This window comes from Micromonospora sp. CP22 (genome assembly GCF_009712475.1).
In the GTDB taxonomy this organism is placed as follows: Bacteria; Actinomycetota; Actinomycetes; order Mycobacteriales; family Micromonosporaceae; genus Micromonospora.
In genome coordinates, this window is sequence record NZ_VCJO01000021.1 from 45,788 (window position 1) to 66,136 (window position 20,349).

General features: G+C 69.0%; 18 protein-coding genes and 2 tRNA genes. 11 read left to right on the top strand and 9 right to left on the bottom strand.

The features are described from left to right. Positions 1 to 2: 2 nt before the first annotated feature. The 5 genes from FF096_RS23315 to rpmH all read right to left on the bottom strand — a co-directional run bounded on the left by FF096_RS23315 (position 3) and on the right by rpmH (position 2,663). Positions 3 to 590 carry a R3H domain-containing nucleic acid-binding protein gene (locus tag FF096_RS23315; protein ID WP_309223822.1) on the bottom strand — a complete coding sequence of 196 codons (588 nt, stop codon included), beginning with the start codon at positions 588 to 590 and terminating at the stop codon, positions 3 to 5. A gap of 211 nt (positions 591 to 801) precedes the next feature. Then, entirely contained in the window at positions 802 to 1,788 is a 987-nt protein-coding gene (gene yidC, locus FF096_RS23320; RefSeq protein ID WP_155221699.1) for a membrane protein insertase YidC, read from the bottom strand. Positions 1,789 to 1,791: 3 nt separating this feature from the next. After that, positions 1,792 to 2,079, bottom strand: coding sequence for a membrane protein insertion efficiency factor YidD (gene yidD, locus FF096_RS23325; protein ID WP_155221700.1), 288 nt, complete (start codon positions 2,077 to 2,079; stop codon positions 1,792 to 1,794). Continuing rightward, positions 2,076 to 2,492: a ribonuclease P protein component gene (rnpA, locus tag FF096_RS23330; protein WP_309223823.1), complete on the bottom strand. Its 417-nt coding sequence runs from the start codon at positions 2,490 to 2,492 to the stop codon at positions 2,076 to 2,078. The genes yidD and rnpA overlap by 4 nt, the downstream gene beginning before the upstream one ends. 33 nt (positions 2,493 to 2,525) lie before the next feature. Continuing rightward, entirely contained in the window at positions 2,526 to 2,663 is a 138-nt protein-coding gene (gene rpmH / locus FF096_RS23335) for a 50S ribosomal protein L34 (protein ID WP_013736606.1), read from the bottom strand. 359 nt (positions 2,664 to 3,022) lie between these two features. On the opposite strand from rpmH, the gene dnaA reads away from it, so the two are divergent. From dnaA to FF096_RS23360, 5 genes are all read left to right on the top strand, one after another. After that, on the top strand, positions 3,023 to 5,089 hold the full coding sequence (dnaA, locus tag FF096_RS23340) for a chromosomal replication initiator protein DnaA (protein ID WP_230462883.1): 2,067 nt from the start codon (positions 3,023 to 3,025) through the stop codon (positions 5,087 to 5,089). Positions 5,090 to 5,853: 764 nt separating this feature from the next. Then, the gene (gene dnaN / locus FF096_RS23345; RefSeq protein ID WP_155221702.1) at positions 5,854 to 6,987 is read left to right on the top strand and encodes a DNA polymerase III subunit beta; all 1,134 of its coding nucleotides are present in this window, start codon (positions 5,854 to 5,856) and stop codon (positions 6,985 to 6,987) included. Between the two features lie 40 nt (positions 6,988 to 7,027). Next, positions 7,028 to 7,900: a phosphogluconate dehydrogenase (NAD(+)-dependent, decarboxylating) gene (gene gnd, locus FF096_RS23350; RefSeq protein WP_155221703.1), complete on the top strand. Its 873-nt coding sequence runs from the start codon at positions 7,028 to 7,030 to the stop codon at positions 7,898 to 7,900. 16 nt (positions 7,901 to 7,916) lie between these two features. Next, entirely contained in the window at positions 7,917 to 9,050 is a 1,134-nt protein-coding gene (gene recF / locus FF096_RS23355; RefSeq protein ID WP_309223825.1) for a DNA replication/repair protein RecF, read from the top strand. 154 nt (positions 9,051 to 9,204) lie between these two features. Next, positions 9,205 to 9,741: a DciA family protein gene (locus FF096_RS23360; RefSeq protein WP_309223830.1), complete on the top strand. Its 537-nt coding sequence runs from the start codon at positions 9,205 to 9,207 to the stop codon at positions 9,739 to 9,741. 48 nt (positions 9,742 to 9,789) lie between these two features. On the opposite strand, the gene FF096_RS23365 is transcribed toward FF096_RS23360, so the two are convergent. Continuing rightward, positions 9,790 to 10,371: a hypothetical protein gene (locus FF096_RS23365; RefSeq protein WP_155221704.1), complete on the bottom strand. Its 582-nt coding sequence runs from the start codon at positions 10,369 to 10,371 to the stop codon at positions 9,790 to 9,792. 538 nt (positions 10,372 to 10,909) lie between these two features. On the opposite strand from FF096_RS23365, the gene gyrB reads away from it, so the two are divergent. The 6 genes from gyrB to FF096_RS23390 all read left to right on the top strand — a co-directional run bounded on the left by gyrB (position 10,910) and on the right by FF096_RS23390 (position 18,277). Beyond that, on the top strand, positions 10,910 to 12,856 hold the full coding sequence (gyrB, locus tag FF096_RS23370) for a DNA topoisomerase (ATP-hydrolyzing) subunit B (protein WP_309223826.1): 1,947 nt from the start codon (positions 10,910 to 10,912) through the stop codon (positions 12,854 to 12,856). 133 nt (positions 12,857 to 12,989) lie between these two features. After that, positions 12,990 to 16,766: an intein-containing DNA gyrase subunit A gene (gene gyrA / locus FF096_RS23375; RefSeq protein ID WP_309223827.1), complete on the top strand. Its 3,777-nt coding sequence runs from the start codon at positions 12,990 to 12,992 to the stop codon at positions 16,764 to 16,766. Between the two features lie 4 nt (positions 16,767 to 16,770). Then, positions 16,771 to 17,682, top strand: a complete 912-nt coding sequence (locus tag FF096_RS23380; RefSeq protein WP_155221705.1) for a DUF3566 domain-containing protein — start codon at positions 16,771 to 16,773, stop codon at positions 17,680 to 17,682. Between the two features lie 234 nt (positions 17,683 to 17,916). Next, positions 17,917 to 17,990: transfer RNA gene (locus FF096_RS23385), tRNA-Ile, on the top strand. A 44-nt stretch (positions 17,991 to 18,034) separates the two neighbouring features. Then, on the top strand, positions 18,035 to 18,163 hold the full coding sequence (locus FF096_RS26845; protein WP_230462884.1) for a DLW-39 family protein: 129 nt from the start codon (positions 18,035 to 18,037) through the stop codon (positions 18,161 to 18,163). A 38-nt stretch (positions 18,164 to 18,201) separates the two neighbouring features. Beyond that, positions 18,202 to 18,277 (top strand) — tRNA-Ala (locus FF096_RS23390). Between the two features lie 55 nt (positions 18,278 to 18,332). Here FF096_RS23390 and FF096_RS26850 read toward each other — a convergent pair. From FF096_RS26850 to FF096_RS26860, 3 genes are all read right to left on the bottom strand, one after another. Continuing rightward, positions 18,333 to 19,055 carry a site-specific integrase gene (locus FF096_RS26850; protein WP_309223828.1) on the bottom strand — a complete coding sequence of 241 codons (723 nt, stop codon included), beginning with the start codon at positions 19,053 to 19,055 and terminating at the stop codon, positions 18,333 to 18,335. Next, positions 18,947 to 19,483: an N-terminal phage integrase SAM-like domain-containing protein gene (locus FF096_RS26855; protein WP_230462885.1), complete on the bottom strand. Its 537-nt coding sequence runs from the start codon at positions 19,481 to 19,483 to the stop codon at positions 18,947 to 18,949. The genes FF096_RS26850 and FF096_RS26855 overlap by 109 nt, the downstream gene beginning before the upstream one ends. Positions 19,484 to 20,168: 685 nt before the next feature. Then, positions 20,169 to 20,349, bottom strand: a 181-nt coding sequence (locus FF096_RS26860; RefSeq protein WP_230462886.1) for a hypothetical protein, incomplete at its 5' end; no start/stop codon positions are given.

Here is a 20,349-nt window from a genome sequence, read left to right on the forward strand (position 1 = left end):
CGTCAGTCCACGGGACGGACGACGATGCGGCGGTTGGGCTCGACGCCCTCGGACTCGCTCTCCACTCCGTCGATCGCGTTGACCACGTCGTGGACGCACTTACGCTCGAAGGCGGACATCGGCTCCAGCCGCACCGGCTCGCCGTGCTCCTTGACCTTCTCCACGGCGTTGCGGGCCACCGCCGCCAGTTCCTTGCGCCGGTTGGCCCGGTATCCCCCCACGTCGAGCAGGAGACGGCTCGGCGAACCGGTCTGCCGGAACACCGCCAGCCGGGCGAGTTCCTGAAGTGCTTCGAGGGTGGCACCACGCTGGCCGACGAGGTTCTGGAGACGCCCGCCGACGACCTCGACCACCGGCCGGCCACCCGACACCAGTTCGTCGATGTCGCCGTCGTAGTCGAGGATGTCGAGCAGCCCTTCCACGTAGTCGGCCGCGATCTCGCTCTGCCGGAACAGGTCGTTCTCGCCGGCAACCTTGCTCGGCGCCGCCTCGGCCTCGGACTCCTCCGGCTCGTCCACGGCCGGAGCCGCCGCGGTCGGCTCCTCGTCGTCCAACGGCTGTTCGGCGCGGGGGATGCTGGTGTCGGTCACGGTGTCATCTCCGTACTCGCTCGGCTGGACCTCGGGTCCGCTGGTTTCCCGCGGCCGGCCGGACGTAGCCGGTGCCCACGGGCACGTCTGTAGGGCAGTCTCGCCCGTCCGCCACCGCACGCGTGGCGCTTCCCGCTCCGGCGCCTGCCTCTCGGCGGCGGCACGGCGCGCAACGGGCCGCCGCCGGGAAACCGGCGGCGGCCCGGACGATTCAGCCCTGCCGCTTGGCGGGGCGGCCCTTCTTCGGGTTGACCGGCTTGGCACCCGGCTTCGGGCCGGCGACCTTCGGCGCGGCCGCAGGCGGCGGCGCGGCAGCGGGCTTGCCCCGACCGAAGAGCCCACCGGTCTTCGGCTGCGCCCCGTTACGCGCGGAGGTGCCCGACTTTCCACTGGTCGCGGTCACCGGCGGCGGGAACTTGCGCAGCACCCACTGCTGCTGCCCGAGGGTGAACAGGTTGTTGGTGACCCAGTAGATGATCACACCGATCGGGAAGATGGCACCGGAGATCAGCAGGGACAGCGGGATGCCGTAGAGCATCAGCCGCTGGATCATGCGCTGCTGCGGGTCCTCCGACCAACCGGTCTTGAGGATCATCTGGCGGCTGGTGAGGTAGGTGGTACCCATCATCACCAGCACCAGGACACCGGCCATGATCTTCACGACGGTGCCGTTGGCGCCGAGCTGCGCCAGTTCCTCCGCGGTCGAGCCGAACTTGCTGGCGATCGGGGCGGTGAACAACGTCGCGTCAGAGGCGCTGTTGAACTGCTCGACGGTCCAGCCGTAGATGTCCTTGTTGGTCTTCGTCGGGTCCGGGTTCAGGCGACGCAGGACGTGGAAGAGGCCGAGGAAGACCGGGATCTGGAGGAACATCGGAAGGCAGCCCATGAGCGGGTTGGCCTTTTCCTTCCGATAGAGCTCCATCATCTCCTTCTGGAGCGTCTCCCGGTCACCCTTGTGCTTCTCCTGAAGGGCTTTCACCTGCGGCTGGAGCGCCTGCATCGCCCGCTGCGACTTGATCTGCTTGACGAAGACCGGGAACAGGATGACCCGGACCGTGACCACCAGGAAGACGATGGCCAGGATCCAGGCCCAGTTGGTGCCGAGGACCGCCGTGTCCGGAATGCCGATGGCGTCCCAGGCCGAATGCCAGGCCAGCAGGATCCACGAGATCGCGTAGTAGATCCAGTCGAGACTCAATTCTCAGGCTCCAGTCACGTCGGCAGGTCGGCGGCCGCCCGGCTCCGGGACCGGGTCGTATCCACCAGGATGGAATGGGTGGCAGCGCGACAGTCGCCGGACCGTCAGACCGGCTCCCCGGAGCGCGCCATGGCGGGACACCGCCTCCAGGGCGTAGGCGCTGCACGACGGGTAGAACCGACAGCGGGCCGGCAACGCCGGACTTATCCACCGACGGTACGCGATGATGGGGAGGGTCAGCACCCGGGCACCCGAGGTAGCCGGGCGCGGCGCCCTCTGCTCTGTGCTCATCGGGACCGCCGCCCTCCTCGGCCGGACCGGGCGGCGGCGAGCGCCGCATCCAGGTCGGCGCCGAGCCGTTGGTACGTGGCCTCGGCCGCAGCCGGCAGGGCGCGTACGACGAGGGTGCTGCCAGCCGGCAGGTCGGCGAGGCGTTCCCGGGTCAGATGCCGCAGCCGACGGCGGACCCGGTTTCGCACCACCGCTGGCCCGACCGCCTTGGAAACCACGAAACCGGCGCGGGAAACCGGCGGGGATTCTGTCTCCACACCGTCCCGCGCCGGTTTCGGCGCTGCGTTGTCGGATCCGGCTGTGGCCGGCACGGTCAGATGGACGACCAGTGCGCCACGTCCGGCTCGACGGCCACCACGAACCGCTGCGGCGAAGTCGCTGCTGCGCCGCAGTCGGTGAGCGGCCGCGAGCACGAGCCACGTCCTCCGGAGCGGACCTGCTCGGCCTCAGGCCGACAGGCGGGCGCGGCCCTTGGCGCGACGGGTCGAGATGATGGCGCGGCCGGCCCGGGTGCGCATGCGCAGCCGGAAGCCGTGGGTCTTCGCGCGCCGGCGGTTGTTCGGCTGGTAGGTGCGCTTGCTCACGTCAGGCTCTCCGTTGTCGAACGCCCGGCCGAGTGGATCGCCGGGTCGTGGTGGTCCGGGCCGCCGTGGCGGTGGCCCTGATCGGTGCTGCCCGACGGTGCGTTACCTCAGTTCCGCGCTGAGCGACCGCAGGCAGCGAGCACCCATCACCCTAGCAGAGGGCGTGAGAGCAGCCGCTCCAGCCTAAGTCGGGGGGCAATCACCGTCAAACCGACCGCCTACGGTGGTGAGCTGCGGCGGAGGGCGACCGATGCGGTGCTTTTCACGGATGCCGACAGGAGCGAGGTGCGTCGGCGGTTGAAGACGCGACGACAACGCTGTTACCGTGCCCGATTGCGGTCAGCGTCGGAGTTGCGCCGATGTCGCCGGCAGGCAAGACCGGACACGGTAGTGAATCGTTCGGCACGGTGAACCCCGCTCCAGTGCCCGGCCACGGCAGGGGGCAGGTCCGACCCGCGCCCGGCGGGCGGCCACAATCGGTCGGTACACAGGCTGTGGATAACTTGTGGAGAACGACCGGTGCGGCGGCGGGTGGGTGGCGTCATCTCGCCCGCCGGTACGGGCCACCGGGAGACGGCGGCGTCCGGGAGCAGAGGCGAGGGGGTGGCACGACGGTGGCCGGTACGACCGACCTTGCCGCGGTGTGGACGGCGACGACCGACGAACTCGCCGACGAGATCATTTCCGCGCAGCAGCGGGCGTACCTGCGGCTGACCCGGCTCCGGGCGATCGTCGAGGACACCGTCCTGCTCTCCGTGCCGGACGCCTTCACCCGGGACGTGATCGAGTCCCGGCTACGACCGGCCATAACCGAGGCGCTCACCCGCCGACTCGGCCGGCCGATCCAGGTCGCCGTCACCGTCCGGGTTCCCGAGGACGGGCGGAGCACCGGCACCGTCTACCGCAGCACCCCGGAGTCGGACTCGGTGGACCATGGATCCGGCGAGGTCGACGGCGGCGGTTCCGGACCCGAGGGTGGACGGCAGCTCCCACTGATTCCCGAGCAGCCGCATCCGGGACGTTTCGACCGATCGCCGCCGGACGAGCCGTCCGGCGAGAACGGCCCGCGTACCGGCCCCGCTGCCCCCGACGGCCAGGACACTCTCTTCGGCGCCGGATTCGGCGAGCCCGTCCGGCCGACGGAGAGCCCGGGACGACGACCACAGGAGCGGTCCGACTTCACCGATCAGACCGGCCACCTGCCCCCTCCGCCGACCGGCCCACGCGGCTTCGCGTCCCGCTACGGCGACGATCCGGGCATCTCCCCCCGCGACCAGCATGTGATCCGCGCGATGCCGACCGACGGGGTCACCGACAGTGGACCCGGTCGCAGCGGCCCGGATCAGCGGCCGGTCGGTCGGGACGACCGGCGGCTACCGACCGGCGCGGACAGCGGCGGCAACCGGCTCAACCCGAAGTACATGTTCGAGACGTTCGTCATCGGCTCGTCCAACCGGTTCGCGCACGCCGCGTCGGTGGCGGTGGCCGAGTCTCCGGCTAAGGCGTACAACCCGCTGTTCATCTACGGCAGCTCCGGACTGGGCAAGACCCATCTGCTGCACGCCATCGGCCACTACGCCACCACGTTGGGCAACGCCCGCTCGGTCCGGTACGTCTCGACCGAGGAGTTCACCAACGACTTCATCAACTCGCTGCGGGACGACAAGACCAGTGCCTTCCAGCGCCGCTACCGCGACGTCGACATCCTGCTGATCGACGACATCCAGTTCCTGGAGAACCGCGAGCGGACCCAGGAGGAGTTCTTCCACACCTTCAACACGCTGCACAACGCCAACAAGCAGATCGTGATCACCTCCGACCGCTCGCCGAAGCAGCTGGCCACCCTGGAGGACCGGCTGCGAACTCGGTTCGAGTGGGGCCTGCTCGCCGACATCCAGCCACCGGACCTGGAGACGCGGATCGCCATCCTGCAGAAGAAGGCGGCGCAGGAACGGCTCTTCGCGCCGCCGGACGTGCTGGAGTTCATCGCCTCCCGGGTGTCGAACTCGATCCGGGAGCTGGAGGGGGCGCTGATCCGGGTCACCGCGTTTGCCAGCCTGACCCGCTCGAACGTGGAGCTGTCGCTGGCCGAGGAGGTGCTGCGGGACTTCATCCCCGACGGCGCCGGCCCGGAGATCACCGCAGACCAGATCATGGTCTCCACCGCCGACTACTTCGGGGTGAGTCTGGAGGACCTGCGGGGGCACTCCCGCTCCCGGGTGCTCGTGAACGCCCGCCAGGTCGCCATGTACCTGTGTCGTGAGCTGACCGACCTGTCGCTGCCCCGGATCGGCCAGGCCTTCGGTGGGCGGGACCACACCACCGTGATGCACGCCGACCGCAAGATCCGCCAACAGATGGCCGAACGGCGCTCCCTCTACAACCAGATCGCCGAGCTGACCAACCGGATCAAGCAGAACACCTGACGCACGATCACGACGAGGGTCCGACCGGTCACGGTGGGGCCCTTTTCGCGTACCCGTTGGTTGACTCTCAACGAGGTTTAGGCCACACCATCGAAGGCGTGTCCACAACGCCCTCCACTCGTTGTCCACAGCTCCTTGTCCACCGACGGTGGATGAACACCTTGCGTCAACACCCGGTTACCCACAGGCTGTGGAGAAACCCTGGGGACAACGCTGTGGACCGCTGTGGACGCCTGGGGACAACCATCGACGTTGTCCACCGATCGGAGGTGGCCTGTGGGAAAGCTGTTGAAGGTTCTGGGGATGACGGCGGACGAACGGCCCTCGGTAATCCACAGGTCTGGGGAGAAAGTCGGTGGATATCCGGTGGACAACCGGTGGACGACGGTGGACAACCGTGTGCACGAGAACCGCCTGTGGATCGGCGACGGGGTTTTACCCCAGCTCATCCACAGCGAACCCACCGGTGGATAACCGGTCTGACCTGCCCATACTCTGGTTCTCCACAGTTTGCACAGGTGCGATGAAGACGATGAGTTATCTCTTCTGAAAGAACAAAAACCAATCATCACCGTTGGACTTCCTGTGGATTGGTCGACAGCTGCCGGGACAGACCCGTCAGCAGCGACGCGATCCACGGGGTCGGGCACACAGCCGATACGCTCGCGCCCTAAGGTGCGATGGGTACCCCCACGCCAGGCGGGTCGGTGGGCAGCGTCCGGCATGAGAGAGTTGACGACGTCGACGTCGACGCGGAGGCATTGATGAAGTTCCGAGTGGAGCGCGACGCGCTCGCCGAGGCCGTGGCCTGGACCGCGAAGAGCCTGCCCAACCGGCCGTCCGTACCGGTGTTGGCCGGGGTGCTGTTGCGCGTCACCGACGGCAGCCTGCAGGTGTCCGGCTTCGACTACGAGGTCAGCAGCCAGGTCACCGTGGAGGTGCAGGGCGACGCCGACGGCGCCGCGCTGGTCTCCGGGCGGCTGCTCGCCGAGATCACCAAGGCGTTGCCCGCCAAGCCCGTCGACATCGCCGCAGTGGGGGCGCATCTCGAACTGGTCTGCGGCAGCGCCCGGTTCACCCTGCCCACCATGCCGGTGGAGGACTACCCCACCCTGCCCGAGATGCCGGCCAGCGCCGGCACGGTCGACGCGGCTGCGTTCGCCGCAGCGGTGGCACAGGTGGCGGTCGCGGCCAGCCGCGACGAGACGCTGCCGATGATGACCGGGGTACGCATCGAACTCTCCGGCGGCAACCTGGCCATGCTCGCCACCGACCGGTACCGGTTGGCCCTGCGCGAGATGGAGTGGAACCCCGACGACCCGGAGATCAGCCTGAACGCGCTGGTCCCCGCCCGGACGCTCAACGACACCGCCAAGACCCTGGGCCCGCTCGGCGGCCAGGTCGTGCTGGCGCTGTCCCAGGGCGCCGCCGGCGAGGGCATGATCGGCTTCTCCGGTGGCACCCGACGCACCACCAGCCGCCTGCTCGACGGCGCCAACTACCCGCCGGTCCGTTCGCTCTTCCCGGCCAGCCACAACGCCGAGGCGCAGGTGCCGGTCAGCACCCTCATCGAGGTGGTCAAGCGGGTCGCCCTGGTCGCCGAGCGCGCCACGCCCGTGCTGCTGAGCTTCAGCGCCGACGGGTTGGTGGTGGAGGCCGGCGGGACCGAGGAGGCCCGGGCCAGCGAGGCCATGGAGGCCACCTTCACCGGCGAGCCGCTGACCATCGGGTTCAACCCGCAGTACCTCATCGACGGGCTGGCCAACCTCGGCACCCAGTTCGCCGTCCTGCACTTCGTCGACGCCTTCAAACCGGCGGTTATTTCCCCCGCCGGCGAGGATGGCGAGCTCATTGGTGGGTACCGGTACCTCATCATGCCGATCCGCGTGTCCCGCTGAGTCGGCAGCGCACAGCCGTACCCACGAAAGGTCACCAGAGATGCAGCTCGGCCTGGTAGGACTCGGCCGGATGGGCGGCAACATGCGCGAACGGTTGCGCGCCGCCGGTCACGAGGTGGTCGGTCTGGACCACAACCTGGAGCGCAGCGACGTCGCCAGCATGGCTGAGCTGGCCGAGAAGCTGGACGCACCCCGGGCGGTGTGGGTGATGGTGCCCGCCACCGTCACCGACGCCACCATCGACGAGTTGGCCGCCGTGCTCTCCGCGGGCGACCTCATCATCGACGGCGGCAACTCGCGGTTCAGCGAGGACGCCCCACGGGCGGAGCGGCTGCACGAACGCGGCATCGGCTACGTCGACGTGGGTGTCTCCGGCGGGGTGTGGGGCCGACAGAACGGCTACGGCCTGATGGTCGGCGGCGCGCAGGAACACGTCGACCGGCTCATGCCGATCTTCGACGCGCTCAAGCCCGAGGGCGATTACGGCTTCGTGCACGCCGGCCCCGTCGGTGCCGGTCACTACGCCAAGATGGTGCACAACGGCATCGAGTACGGCCTGATGCACGCCTACGCCGAGGGCTACGAGCTGATGGCCGCCTCCGAACTGGTGACCAACGTGCCGGGCGTGATCAAGTCCTGGCGGGAGGGCACCGTGGTCCGCTCCTGGCTGCTGGACCTGCTCGACCGGGCGCTCGACGAAGACCCCGAGCTGACCCAGCTCAGCGACTACACCGAGGACACCGGTGAGGGGCGCTGGACGGTGGACGAAGCGGTCCGTCTCGCCGTGCCGCTCAACGTCATCACCGCCGCGCTGTTCGCCCGGTTCTCCTCCCGGCAGGACGACTCCCCGGCGCTCAAGGCCGTCTCCGCACTCCGACAGCAGTTCGGCGGACACGCCGTACGCAAGCCCTGAGCGGCACCGCGACCCCGTGTACGTACGCCGGCTCGAACTGGTCGACTTCCGCTCCTACGAGCGGATCGGCATCGACCTCGAACCGGGTCCGAACGTCCTGATCGGTGCCAACGGCGTCGGCAAGACCAACCTGGTCGAAGCGCTCGGCTACGTCGCGACCCTCGACTCCCACCGGGTCGCCACCGACGCCCCACTGGTGCGGATGGGGGCCACCGCCGCGGTGATCCGCTGCGCGGTGGTGCACGACGGCCGGGAACTTCTGGTCGAGCTGGAGATCGTCCCCGGCAAGGCCAACCGGGCGCGCCTCGGCCGGTCCCCGGCCCGCCGGGCGCGGGACGTGCTGGGCGCGCTGCGGTTGGTGCTCTTCGCCCCGGAGGACCTCGAACTGGTCCGGGGCGACCCCGCCGAACGCCGCCGCTATCTCGACGACCTGTTGGTGCTGCGGCAACCCCGCTACGCCGGGGTACGCGCCGACTACGAGCGGGTGGTCAAGCAACGCAACGCCCTGCTCCGCACCGCCTACCTGGCCCGCAAGACCGGCGGATCCCGGGGCGGGGACCTGTCCACCCTCGCCGTCTGGGACACCCACCTGGCCCAGCACGGTGCCGAACTGCTCGCCGGGCGGCTGGAACTCGTCGCCGCCCTGGCGCCGCACGTGACCAAGGCGTACGACGCGGTGGCAGCGGGCCGTGGCGCGGCAGGGATCGCCTACCGGCCGTCGGTGGACCTGCCCGAGCCCACCACCGACCGCGAAGCCCTCGCCGCAGCGCTCACCACCGCACTGGCGGAGTCCCGCTCCGCCGAGATCGAACGCGGCACCACCCTGGTCGGCCCGCACCGCGACGAGTTGACCCTCACCCTCGGCCCACTGCCCGCCAAGGGCTACGCCAGCCACGGCGAATCGTGGTCGTACGCACTCGCGCTCCGGCTGGCCGGCTACGACCTGCTGCGCAACGACGGCATCGAACCGGTCCTGGTGCTCGACGACGTCTTCGCCGAACTGGACGCCGGCCGCCGGGACCGGCTCGCCGAGCTGGTGGGCGGGGCCAGTCAACTCCTGGTGACCTGTGCGGTCGCCGACGACGTGCCGGTCACCCTGCGTGGCACCCGGTACGAGGTGACGGAGGGGACGGTGCGTCGTGTCGACTGAGCCACCACAGCCGAACCCGGACAGCACGCCCCCGGGCCAGTCGCGTGACCTTCCCCGGGGGCGCGGTGTGCGTACCGCCGCCGGGAGCGGCACCGGCGACGGCGGCCGAGCCGACCGGTCCACCGGACACCCGGCGGAGTCGGCCGCCGCAGCGGTGCCGGCGGTGTCCGGCGACAGCGTTCCGGACGACGTCTCCGGCCCGCAGCTGGCACGCGCGGTGCTGGACGCGGCGAAGGCGCGGCGGGAAGCCGCCGGTCGTCCCCGCCGCCGCACCGCGACCGGCGGAGGCGACGGCGAGCGCCGGTTGCGCGGCTACTCCGGCCCCGGGCCGGACCCCCGCGACCCGCAACCCCTCGGCGCGGTGCTCAACCGGCTGGTGAAGGCCCGTGGTTGGCAGCAGCCAGCCGCCGAGGCCACCGTGTTCGGCGCCTGGGAACGGGTGGTCGGCTCGGAGGTCGCCCAGCACAGCCGACCGGTCAAGCTGGAAAACGGCGAACTGACCGTCGAGGCGCGGTCCACCGCCTGGGCGACCCAGCTACGCCTGCTCGCCGGTTCGCTGTTGCAGCAGATCGCCCGCGAGGTGGGCCACAACGTGGTCCGCAAACTGCACATCCACGGCCCGGCTGCCCCGTCCTGGTCACGTGGTCCACGCCGGGTACGCGGCCGGGGCCCGCGCGACACCTACGGCTGACCGGTCGCGGCCCGCTGGCCGGGCCGCGACGTCCGTCGCCGTGGCGGGCTAGGTCTGAGCCGCGCGGCGGGGTGCCGCCGACTCCGCGTAGACGGCGAACCCGTTGTCGGCGCACCGCCGGTAGAAGGCGGCCAGCACGCTCAGCTCCGCGCAGGTGAAGGTCCACTGCGGGGCGGCGCCGCTGTCGTCGCGCAGCGCGTCCAGCCGGCTGTCCAGCCACCGGAGCTGCTGCTCGGCCAGGCGTCCGTCAGCCAGCAGCGAACGCAGCACGGTACCCACCGACTCGAAGGTGACCGCCTCACCGTGCGGCCGGTGTGCGGCGACGAAGCGTTCGATGCCGCCGGCGATCCAGCCGCAGCCGTCCGGATCGATCACCGGATCCTCGTCCTCGGCCGCGGCGTCTGTGGCGTAGAGCACACCGTCGAGTCCGAGGATCAGATCCACCACCTCTGTGTACGCGGTGGCTCGGACCGTGCCTGTCTTCGCGATCAGCTCAGCGAGCGCGGCGGTCGGCGCCGAGATCCCCTTGACCTCGACGATGTCGCCGAAATCGACGAACTCGGCCGGTGCGACCGGGTCGTAGAAGCGGCCGGTCCGCGGCCACTGAACCGCGACGTTGTCCAGCCCCATCTGGTGTCACCTCTCAAGGCACGGGCGAGTGGATCGGGTCGATCGTCCGGTTCCAACGTTGAAAGATCAAGGCCGCTGCGGCAACCGGAGGGTCACGGATCGCCCGTCCCGGGTCGTACCCACCGGTACCGCCCACCTCTCCCGGCGAGTCCCGGCAGCGCCGTCGCGCGACAGATCCGTTGCGCATGCCCTGGCGTGTAGGGGGAGTCGCGGACAGCGCGATTCGGGCCGCTACGGAGATCTGAGCCGCTGCGATGGGGTGCCGAGTGGTGGTTCTATCGCCCGCGCACAGTAAGATTGGCGTGAGACGAAGACCCGGTGCGGAGTGACGGGTCGCGGGTCCGGTGCGGGCTCACGATCATCCGTCCGACTCGGGTCGAGCCGATCGCGATCCGCGGGCAACCGCGGCGACCGGCGCGTTCGACCCGTACCCCGGAATTGTCCCCGGTGCCGGTCCGCGTGCCGACGTCGCGTCTGTCCGCCGAACCCGCGACCGACGTGCCCTGAGGGCGCGCCGGTCGCGAGAAAGTGGCCGAGGGTGGCAGCGCAGGACAATCAGCAGTACGGCGCCGAGTCGATCACCGTCCTCGAAGGTCTGGAGGCGGTCCGCAAGCGGCCCGGCATGTACATCGGTTCGACCGGCGAACGCGGTCTGCACCACCTCGTGTGGGAGGTCGTCGACAACGCGGTGGACGAGGCGCTGGCCGGCCACTGCGACACCATCGACGTGGTGCTGCTCGCCGACGGCGGCGTCCGGGTCACCGACAACGGCCGGGGCTTCCCGGTCGACCTGCATCCCAAGCTCAAGAAGCCGGGCGTCGAGGTGGCGCTGACCGTCCTGCACGCGGGCGGCAAGTTCGACGGCAAGGCGTACGCCGTCTCCGGCGGCCTGCACGGCGTCGGCGTCAGCGTGGTCAACGCCCTCTCCACGAAAATGGCGGTGGAGATCCACAAGGACGGCTTCGTCTGGCGACAGCAGTACCACCACTCCAAGCCGACCGCCCTGGAGAAGGGCGAGCCGACGGACCGTACCGGCTCGGCGGTCTCCTTCTGGCCGGACCCGGACGTCTTCGAGACGGTCGACTTCGACCTGCAGACGATCTACCGCCGGCTCCAGGAGATGGCCTTCCTCACCCGTGGCCTCACCATCCACCTGCTCGACGAGCGGGTCGCCGAGGGCGAGGAGGGCAAGCTTCGCGAGGTCACCTTCAAGTACGACGGTGGGATCGCCGACTTCGTCCGTCACCTCAACGCCTCGAAGACGCCGATCCACAAGACCGTGATCGAGTTCGGTGCCGAGGAGGAGGGCATGGCGGTCGAGATCGCCATGCAGTGGAACGAGTCCTACGGCGAGTCGGTCTACACCTTCGCCAACAACATCAACACGCACGAGGGCGGCACCCACGAGGAGGGCTTCCGGGCCGCGTTGACCTCGGTCGTCAACCGGTACGGCGCGGAGAAGAAGCTGCTCAAGGGAGACGAGAAGCTCTCCGGCGAGGACATCCGGGAGGGCCTGGCCTCGATCATCTCGGTCAAGCTGACCAACCCGCAGTTCGAGGGTCAGACCAAGACCAAGCTGGGCAACACGCCGGTGAAGAGCTTCGTCCAGCGGGTCTGCAACGAGTGGCTGGTCGACTGGCTGGACCGCAACCCGGCCGAGGCGAAGATCATCATCACCAAGGCCTCCCAGGCGGCCCGCGCCCGGATCGCCGCCCAGCAGGCGCGCAAGCTGGCTCGGCGCAAGTCGCTGCTGGAGTCCGGCTCGATGCCGGGCAAGCTGGCCGACTGCCAGTCCACCGACCCGCGCGAGTCCGAGGTGTTCATCGTCGAGGGCGACTCGGCAGGTGGTTCGGCCAAGCAGGGGCGGGATCCGCGTACCCAGGCGATCCTGCCGATCCGCGGCAAGATCCTCAACGTGGAGAAGGCCAGGATCGACCGGGTCCTGAAGAACAACGAGGTCCAGGCGCTGATCACCGCGCTGGGCACCGGCATCCACGACGACTTCGACATCGAGAAGCTGCGGTACCACAAGATCGTGCTGATGGCCGACGCCGACGTCGACGGTCAGCACATCCAGACCCTGCTGCTCACCCTGCTGTTCCGCTTCATGCGCCCGTTGGTCGAGCTGGGCCACGTCTACCTCGCGGCCCCTCCGCTCTACAAGATCAAGTGGAACAAGAAGGGCGATGACGCGCAGTACGCGTACTCCGACCGGGAGCGCGACGGCCTGATCGCCCTGCGTCAGCAGAAGAAGCCGAACGCGAAGCCCGACGACATCCAGCGGTTCAAGGGTCTCGGCGAGATGAACTACCCGGAGTTGTGGGAGACCACGATGAACCCGGCCACCCGTACGCTGCGCCAGGTCACCCTGGACGACGCGGCCACCGCCGACGAGCTGTTCAGCGTGCTGATGGGCGAGGACGTCGAGGCGCGCCGCTCGTTCATCCAGCGCAACGCCAAGGACGTCAGGTTCCTGGACATCTGACGGACCGGGCGGCCGGACCGGATCTCCACCACCGGCCCGGCTGCCCGGTCCACAGAGTTATCCACAGCTTGGTCGGTATCCACAGCGGTTATCCACAGCGCAAAAGCGACACTCAGTCTGATAAGGGTTAACAGTGACCGATTCCCCCGAGTCCACACCCAACGAGCCCGAGGTCCCCGAGACGCCGGCCGCCGTCGTCTCACACGACCGGATCGAGCCCGTCGGGCTCGAGGTGGAGATGCAGCGCTCCTACCTCGACTACGCGATGAGCGTCATCGTCGGGCGGGCGCTGCCGGACGTCCGGGACGGGCTCAAGCCGGTCCACCGCAAGATCCTGTACGCCATGTTCGACTCGGGCTACCGGCCCGACCGTGGCTACGTGAAGTGCTCCCGGGTCGTCGGCGACGTGATGGGCCAGTTCCACCCGCACGGCGACTCGGCCATCTACGACGCCCTGGTCCGGATGGCCCAGCCCTGGTCGCTGCGCTACCCCTTGGTCGACGGCAACGGCAACTTCGGTTCGCCCGGAAATGATCCGGCTGCGGCGATGCGTTACTGTCTGGCAGGTAATGTCCGGATTGGCACTGCTCTTGGTAGCGTCCGGATCGACCAGGTGGTGCCCGGCGCGGCGGCGAGCAGTGAGACCGACATCGACCTCAAGGTCCGCGACCGCAACGGCGACCTGGTCCGGGCGTCGAAGTTCTTCCACTCCGGCGAGCACCCGACGCTTCGGCTGCGCACCCGCGAGGGGTACGAGCTGACCGGTACCCACAACCACCCGGTGCTCTGCCTGGTGGACGTGGCCGGCGTGCCGACCCTGCTCTGGAAGCTGCTCGCCGAGATCTCCCCCGGCGACCGGGTGGTCCTTCAGCGCAGCGTGCCGGACGAGATCGGCTACCCGATGCTGGAGCACGTCGAGGCCGCCGTCCTCGCGGGTGCCCTGGTGAGCGAGGGCTGGATCTCGGATGAGTGGGTCGAGTTCGCCAACACCGACCGGCAGTTCTTCACCCGCGTCGTGGCTGCCTTCGACCTGGCCGTTGGGGGCAAGCGCTGGTTCGGCGAGGAGGTCATGCCGTCGGGCAAGACTCTGAACCGTGTGCGCGCCAGTATCCAGCAGTTCGCGACTACGGCTCTCGGCGAGCTGGTCGGGGCGCGGAGCGCCGGCAAGTTCGTGCCGGAGTTCGTCTGGCAGGGGCCGGCCGCGATCAAGCGGGCCTTCCTTCAGGCCCTTTTCGAGGGCGACGGCTCCTCCTCGCTGCTGCCGCGTAACACCATCCAGATCAGCTACTCCACCCGCAGCGAGCGGCTGGCCCGCGAGGTCCAGCAGTTGCTGCTGGAGTTCGGCGTGATCAGCAAGCAGTGCCGGTACGACAACGGTGAGATCAAGGTCGTCATCACCAACCGCCGCGACGCGCGGATCTTTGCCGCCCAGGTCGGCTTCCTCGGCCGCAAGCAGGCCAAGCTGGAGTCGGAACTGGAGTCGGTGCCGACGAGCAGCACCGCGCTCTCCAGCGACCACGTGCCGCTGGTCGGCGATTTCATCCGGGCACACGGCGCCAGCCGATGGACCGAGCGGGACTGGTTGCGCCGGCACAACGTGGACCGGATCGAGCGGTGGGAGCGGGACCGCGACGAGATCGCCGCGCGGATCACCAACACCGAAGTGCTCGACGTGGTCGAGCCGCTCGTCGACGGGCGCTTCTACTACGCCGAGGTGGCCGAGATCGCGGACGCCGGTGTGCAGCCGGTCTACAGCATCCGGGTCGACACGGACGACCACTCGTTCGTCTCCGACGGGTTCGTCAGCCACAACACCGAGTGCAAGCTCGACCCGCTTGCCATGGAGATGCTGCGGGACATCGACGAGGACACCGTCGACCTGCAGGACAACTACGACGGTCGGGCCAAGGAGCCCACCATCCTGCCGTCGCGGATCCCGAACCTGCTGATCAACGGCTCCGAGGGCATCGCGGTCGGCATGGCCACCAAGATCCCGCCGCACAACCTGCGGGAGATCGGCGCGGCGGTGCAGTGGTGCCTGGAGAACCCGGAGGCCGACGAGGCCAGCACCCTCGAAGCGTTGCTGGAGATCGTCAAGGGCCCGGACTTCCCCACCCACGGTCTGATCGTCGGCCAGGCCGGCATCCAGGACGCGTACCGCACGGGTCGTGGCTCGATCCGGATGCGGGCCGTGGTCGAGGTCGAGGAGGACAAGCGCGGGCGGCCGGCGCTGGTGGTCAGCGAGCTGCCGTACCAGGTCAACCCGGACAACCTCGCCGAGCGGATCGCTGAGCTGATCAAGGAGGGCAAGCTCGGCGGCATCGCCGACATCCGCGACGAGTCCTCCGGGCGTACCGGCATGCGGATCGTGCTGGTGCTCAAGCGCGACGCGGTCGCGAAGGTGGTGCTGAACAACCTCTACAAGCACACGCAGCTCCAGGAGACCTTCGGTGCGAACATGCTGGCGCTGGTCGACGGGGTGCCGCGCACGCTGAACCTGGCGCAGTTCATCCGCTACTACGTCGAGCACCAGATCGAGGTGATCCGGCGGAGGACGGCGTTCCGGCTGCGTAAGGCCGAGGAGCGGGCGCACATCCTGCGTGGTCTGGCCAAGGCGTTGGACGCGCTCGACGAGGTGATCGCCCTGATCCGGCGTTCACCCACGGTGGAGGATGCCCGCCAGGGCCTGATCCGGCTGCTGGAGATCGACGAGATCCAGGCCACCGCGATCTTGGACATGCAGCTGCGTCGGCTCGCCGCGTTGGAGCGGCAGCGGATCCTCGACGACCTGGCGAAGCTGGAGCTGGAGATCGCCGACCTCAAGGACATCCTGGCCAAGCCGGAGCGGCAGCGTCGGATCGTCTCGGAGGAGCTGGGCGAGATCGTCGCCAAGTGGGGCGACGAGCGACGCACCAAGATCGTCCCGTTCGACGGCGAGGTCTCGATGGAGGACCTCATCGCCCGCGAGGACGTGGTCGTCACGATCACCCGGACCGGGTACGCCAAGCGGACCAAGGTCGATCTCTACCGTTCGCAGCGGCGGGGCGGTAAGGGAGTCAGCGGCGCCACGCTGCGTCAGGACGACATCGTCAGCCACTTCTTCGTCTGCTCGACGCACGACTGGATGCTGTTCTTCACGAACAAGGGGCGGGTGTACCGGGCCAAGGCGTACGAGCTTCCGGAGGCCAGTAGGGTGGCCAAGGGCCAGCACGTGGCCAACCTGCTCGCCTTCCAACCGGACGAGCAGATCGCACAGATCATCGAGATTCCGAACTACCAGGTGGCGCCCTACCTGGTTCTGGCGACGAAGAACGGCCTGGTGAAGAAGACGCGGCTTGAGGAGTTCGACTCCAACCGATCCGGCGGCATCATCGCGATCAACCTGCGCGATGAGGACGAGCTGGTCGGTGCTGCGCTCGCGGGCCCCACCGACGACCTGCTGCTGGTCTCCAAGAACGCCCAGGCGATCCGGTTCAACGCCACGGACGAGGCCCTGCGTCCGATGGGCCGGGCCACCTCCGGTGTGATCGGGATGCGCTTCAGCGAGGAAGACGAGCTGTTGGCCATGGAGGTCGTCCGGGAGGGTTTGGACGTTCTGGTGGCCACGAACGGTGGATACGCGAAACGTACTCCGATCGAGGAATACCCGGTGCAGGGTCGGGGAGGTAAGGGTGTGCTGACTGCGAAGATCACCGAGCGGCGCGGTGGTCTGGTCGGTGCTGTCGTGATCGACCCGGACGACGAACTGTTCGCCATCACCAGCAACGGTGGCGTCATCCGGACTCCGGTGAAGCCTGTACGCCGTACGCGTGACCGGAACACAATGGGGGTCAAGCTGATGGACCTTCCGGATGGCGTGACTATCGTGGCGATTGCTCGCAATGCCGACGAGCCTGACGAACAGGACTAGTTGAATGACGGAGACACAGGCGAAGTCGGGGAACACGGGGACCTCGGCCAACCCGGTCGACGAGGAGGCCGCGCAGAACGGCACGCCAACGACCGGCCGCGCGGCCGTAGGCCGGGCCACAGTCCCCGCCGACGCGCCTGCCCCGAAGTTCACCCGGGCTCCCGGTATGGCCCCGCCACCCGACAAGCCGACAGACGCCTCGGAGGGCGACGCCGCCGAGGAGAAGGCGACCGAGGGTGGCAGCGCCCCGGACGTCACCACGGCCTCCGTCGGCAAGCCGTCTCCTGCTCAGCCGGCGGCGACCCCGGTGGGGAAGCCCTCCGTGGGTACCACCGGCGTCCTGCCTCCGGCCAGCACCGGCACGACCGGCACCCAGCCCAGGGTCACCGGGGTCGGTCCGAAGCCGGACGCGACCCGGCCGTTCGGGCTCGGCCGCCCGGCCAACGGCGGTGGGCTGCCCCCGGGGGTCAGCCCGGCGGTGGGCGCCGCGCGGGTCGGCGAGGCGGTACGCGCCGCGCGTACCTCGGTCAGCTCCGCGGCCTCGCGCGGACCGCGCCGGGCCCGGCTGAACCTCAAGCGGATCGACCCGTGGTCGGTGATGAAGTTCGCCTTCGCGGTGTCGGTGGTGTTGTTCATCGTCATCGTCGTGGCGACCTCGGTGCTGTACCTGGCGCTGGACGCGATGGGCGTGTTCACCAGCGTGAACGACAGCCTCGGTGACCTGGTGAACGCCGGTGGCGGCCAGAGCACCGAAGGCTTCCAGATCACGGCACGTGGTGTGATCTTCAGTTCGGCGTTGATCGGCCTGGTCAACGTGGTGCTGTTCACCGCGCTGGCCACCCTCGGGGCGTTCGTCTACAACGTCTGCGCGGACCTGGTGGGCGGCATCGAGCTGACCCTCGCCGAGCGCGACTGACCTGATCTCAGACGCCGGCCACACCACCTCGACCCGGTGGTGTGGCCGGCGTCTTTCGGTGCTCCGGCCAGCCCGGATGCCGCCGGGCCTTCGGTAGGTGACGGCCGGGCCGACGTAACCCGATGTACCGGAACCGGGTACTCGGGTAGGTTCAGGGGCGACGCGAGGGCCGGTGCGCCCGGCCCCGATTTGGGGGCCGCTGGGCGGATGGGTTAACCTTGCTCGTCGCTACGCGGGGCTATAGCTCAGTCGGTTAGAGCGCAGAGCTGATAACTCTGAGGTCGCTGGTTCGATTCCAGCTAGCCCCACCGCACATGGTCCGACGGCACGTCGAGCGTGAGGGGCAGCCCCGATGGTCAAGAAGCTGTTGATCCTGGTCGGCGTCGTCGGAGTGGCTGCATTGGTGGCCAAGAAGGTCAAGGAAGCCAACGACGAGCGTGCCCTCTGGCACGAGGCCACTACCTCGCCGGACCTGCGCTGACGGCTTCCTTCTGACCTGAGGGCGGAAACGTCCGGTACGGGGCCCTAGCTCAACTGGCAGAGCACTGCCTTTGCAAGGCAGGGGTTAGGGGTTCGAGTCCCCTGGGCTCCACCAGCACTTCCCTTGGTTGATCTCAGTCCGAGTACAGCCATCCGTACAGCCAAGCCGCTCACGCTGTCCCCTTCTCGCCGAGAAGCCGGTCGATGGCGGAGGTTGCTTGACGGGCACGCGCGGGCAGGACGTGGCCGTAGGTGTCGGCCGTCATCCGAATCGTGGAATGCCCGAGCAGTTCCATCACCGTGCGCAACTCCTCGCCCTGGTCGAGCAGGAACGTGGCGAAGGCGTGCCGAAGGTCGTGCAGGTGCAACCAGTCCAGTCCGGCCGCCGCGCGGAGCTGCTCGAAACGCCGGTTGACGTTCCGCGGTTCCATCGGTGTGCCAATCGTGCTGGCGAAGACCAAGCCGTGATCCGACCACACCTCACCGGCCGCAAGCCGATCCTTGGCCTGCCGTACCAGTTGCGACTCCAACGCCCGCACCGCCAGGGCGGACAGTGGCAGCGGGCGGGTTGACCGGTGCGTCTTCGGCGGGACGAACACCAAGCCACGGTCGGTGCGCTGGAGCGTCTGCCGCACAAACAACGCCTTGCCCGGCAGGTCGACATCCGACCATCGCAGGCCCAGCAGCTCAGCCCGCCGGAGTCCGGTTGCCAGCGCCAGCACGAACAGCGATTCCAACCGGTCACCAGTCAGCACCGACAGCAGCGTCTTGGCTTCCTCCGGCGTCAGCGCACGCCGCTCGGTGCGACCGAGGGCCGGCGGCTTGGCCGCTTTGGCGACGTTGCGCGGCACCAGATCCATCCGCTCAGCGTCGGCCAGGGCGACGCGCAGCACCGCGTGAACCTTGATGATGCTGGCGGGGCCAGCTTGCCCCGAAGCCCGGTCAGGAACCGCTGCACATCCCGAGGCGTCAGCCGATCGAGCTTCACCCGGCCGAGCCCCGGAACGAGGTGCTTCGTGACGGCCAGGCGGTAGCGGACCCGGGTTGAGGGACGAGTGCCGTCATGCGCTTTCACATCGCGCAGCCACTCGGTCAACCAGGCTTCCACCGTCCGGGGCGGCGCGGCGAGGTCGACGCCGAGCTGTAGTTGCCGCCGCAGCTCGTCGCGCTTCTGAACCGCCTCAGCCTCGCTCTTGGCGTAGACGTACTTCCGCTTCCGCTTGCCATCGATCCAGCCGAGATCGATCACCGCAGCCCACACGCCCGGCCGCTGCTCATAGACCGAGCCTTCCCCGTGAGATCGACGCCGCTTCCCGCTCATGCCGCGAACTCCTCACCAGCCGACAGAAACTCATCGATGTCTGCCAGCGGAATCAGCCGAGCACGACCCGCCTTGATCAAGCGCGCTCCGCGCGGCGCGGGCCGGGCGCGGTAACCGGCTCCTGACGGAGCCGCCGCCCCGCCCGCCTTCGGCGGCGGGGCGGTAAGTCAGCCAGCCCGAAAGCCACGCCCGCCCCGCGCGTCACCCGTGGTTCCGTGAAGGGAACCGGTGACGAGTCCCGGAGGTCGACCGGGACCAGGACGACAACGCCTCTTCCTCACGTCACACATTCAGCCTCACGACGGGAACCGCAGACCGGTCGACAGCCCGGACCGGGCAAGTTGCCGAACAGAAGTCACGCCGACCGTTCGCGGGTCCGAGGTGGGGAAGAGGTGAAGGTGGGGAGAGGGCGGGAGGGGTGGGGCGGGGGTTGGGGTTAGGGCTTGTGCCTCCGGCGGGGGCCAGACGACTCCGGGATGGAGTTGCCGAACGGTTGCGGTGGTGGGTGGTAGTGGTTGGGGGATGCCATCCCGTCCACCGCCGACCCAGGCAAGTCGAGCGGGCCAGGGCCAGGGCGACAAGGTCGTACGTCCGGTAGGGCGCTCCACCTTGTCACCCTGGCCCTGGCCTGCTCCACGGTGTGTGGGTCGGCGGCAGATGGGATGGCATAGTGTGCCGGTCAGGGCTATTGCGTTGTCGGGTAGCTGCTGGTCACGGCGGTGATTAGGTCGTGTGATCGGCGGTTGGCTTGGCGGGTGGCTCGGGCGATGTTGGTCGCGCCGGTGGTGTGGTGCCAGCCGATCGCGGTGTTACGTAGCGTTGCGAGGATGGCGGGTCCGTTGCCTGTCCGGGCTTGGTGGAGGTCT